Annotated in this window: 2 protein-coding genes; both read left to right on the forward strand. The window is 38.8% G+C overall.

Translation table 11 applies throughout. The annotated features are described in order from the left end of the window. Window positions 1-95 precede the first annotated feature (95 nt). Window positions 96-1049: a protein rep gene (locus tag PECL_RS08950; protein ID WP_014216273.1), complete on the forward strand. Its 954-nt coding sequence runs from the start codon at window positions 96-98 to the stop codon at window positions 1047-1049. An 864-nt stretch (window positions 1050-1913) separates the two neighbouring features. Further along, window positions 1914-2186, forward strand: coding sequence for a helix-turn-helix domain-containing protein (locus PECL_RS08955; protein WP_010500046.1), 273 nt, complete (start codon window positions 1914-1916; stop codon window positions 2184-2186). The last annotated feature ends 264 nt before the right edge of the window (window positions 2187-2450 follow it).

Raw genomic sequence — 2450 nt, forward strand, 5'->3', positions numbered from 1 at the left:
TATTCTAGGGGGTAAACCCTATGATGTCAAGGCTGTAAACTTAGCTAAAATGATAATTCAGCTCCTTCACGTGGATAAAACGGGAGGAGCTTTTTATGTCTAAAGTGTTTAAAGACGTTACAACAAATGGAAAAGTAAGACCTTGGCGAGAGCGCAAAATTGAAAATGTACGCTATGCAGAATATTTGTCGATTTTAGAATTTAAGCGGGCGCATGATGTCCGAGGCTGTGGTGAAATTTTACGTTTTCGGAAGATTGGGGAGCATTTAAAACTGTATCAGACTTGGTTTTGCAAAAAGCGGTTGTGTCCGTTATGCAATTGGAGAAAGAGTATGAAAAATTCGAGCCAATTAAAACAAATTATTGCAGAGGCAGTTGTGAGAGAGCCTAAAGGACGGTTTTTGTTTTTAACTTTGACCGTTAAGAATGCTTATTCAGCAGAAGAGTTAAAATCCTCGTTGAGAGCTTTGACTAAGGCTTTTGGCAAGTTATCGCGTTATAAAAAAGTATCAAAGAACTTACTAGGTTACTTACGCTCAACGGAAATTACAGTGAACGAACATGACGGCTCATATAATCAACATTTGCATGTCTTGCTGTTTGTAAGGTCTAGCTATTTCAAGTCGAGTGACAGTTATATTAATCAAGAAGAATGGACAAGACTGTGGCAAAAGGCGTTAAAAGTCGATTATGAGCCAGTGGTGCATGTGCAAGTCGTTAAGGCAAATAAACGAAAAGGGACGGATTCTTTACAAGCTAGTGCGGAAGAAACGGCTAAGTATGAAGTAAAATCGGCTGATTATATGACGGTTGATGATGAGCGTAATTTGGTGGTGATTAAAAATTTGGAGTATGCCTTAGCTGGAACACGACAAATCAGCTATGGTGGTCTGTTTAAGCAAATTAAGCAAGACTTGAAACTGGAAGATGTTGAAAATGGTGATTTAATTCATGTTGGCGATGAAGATTACACCAAAGAGCAAATGGAAGCTGCGGAAGAAGTCGTTGCAAAGTGGGACTTTAAAAAGCAAAATTATTTTATTTGGTAAAGAGAATGTCAGGGTATGATCAACGGCAAAACCGTTGGGCATACCCTTATTTTTTGTTGCCAGCTTGCTGACTTCTGATACAGTTTTTTTGGTTTTAGCACTACTCCAATTTATTTGGAGTGTAAGTGCGCCTTGAACTAATGTTTTGAATTTTGTCATTGTCGAAATATAAGACAATGGCGCACTTACACGTCACTTTCATGACGTCGTGCGTTCTGACTGCAAAACGTCAGAAGGGCGCACTTGCACCCCACCAAATAAATGGGGTGCAAGTTGCTTAAAACCTGTCTCAGAATTCGCTCCGCTCAAACTAAAACTGACAAGTCAGTTTGGAACCCAAAAAGCAGATAAGTTCAGTCGTAAACTCCTTCGAACTTTTCTCCTTTTTGAGTTGCTCTCAGAAGCCCAAAATTGCCTTCTAAGCCATTTTAAGAATTAACAAGTTATTTAACTGTCTGTCAACGTTAAATCGACGTAGATAGCCTTATTGAGCCGTACAGGCGAAATTAGACTATCTAGGAGGCTTTAAGGAGTTGATAGACTTTGCAAATTAAAAGCTAAAAGGCGGAAAGCAGCTTGCCTGTTTTCCCGAGCCCGACTGGCGGCGAAGTCGAAACGGTCAAGCTGGTTCAGCTTGTCAGGTTTGGGTGAAACCCAAGGTCTTACTTTTTCGGTCGTTAAAACTGGAAAATTTCATAAAATTTTTGGTGGGTCTCTCTAACTAGCCCGCTACCCGTTCGAGAGTATTTGCGGGCGCGAATTCGCCCTTCTACCCGTTCGAAATCGAACCTTTTGCTTTTTTATTGTGAACAAAAATGTGGTAATGTTCTAGAGTTTTAGAAAGAGATTTAAAGGGGATTAATAATGCCGAGAATTGACGAACGTAGTTGGAAAAAGATTTTTGAATTGGGTAATAACGGTAAATACGATGATGAAGCGTATGCTGAGATTCTTGCTACAGTATTGAATTTGCGTGTTGAAAAAGGCTTAACTCAAAGTGACGTTGCGAGAATATCTGGTTTATCTACGAGTATGATCTCTAAAATTGAGAGTCAATATACAGTACCGAGTGTAAAAAATTTCTTACGATATATTTTCGCCTTAGATTTGGATTGGGAACTTGTTCATAAACGTTAACTGAATTTTGGGTTTAAAAAAGAGGTTCAGTATGAACCTCTTTTTTGGGGTTTTGAAAGTGACGTTTTTTGTCACTTTCCTCTTATCTTGATACAGTAGAATCAATTCGTTTTTTTGTTTTTCATTTAAAGCCTTGACATGGCGGGGTTTAGGCGTAAAATTAGCCTCATAAATGGTTGAATGAAAACAAAATAAAAAACCCACGTGAAATCTCTGTTTGGCGACCGAGCACGTGAGTTGATTATCATTTGCGATTTATAGCCT

The sequence above is a fragment of the Pediococcus claussenii ATCC BAA-344 genome, from assembly GCF_000237995.1.
GTDB classification, from domain to species: Bacteria; Bacillota; Bacilli; order Lactobacillales; family Lactobacillaceae; genus Pediococcus; species Pediococcus claussenii.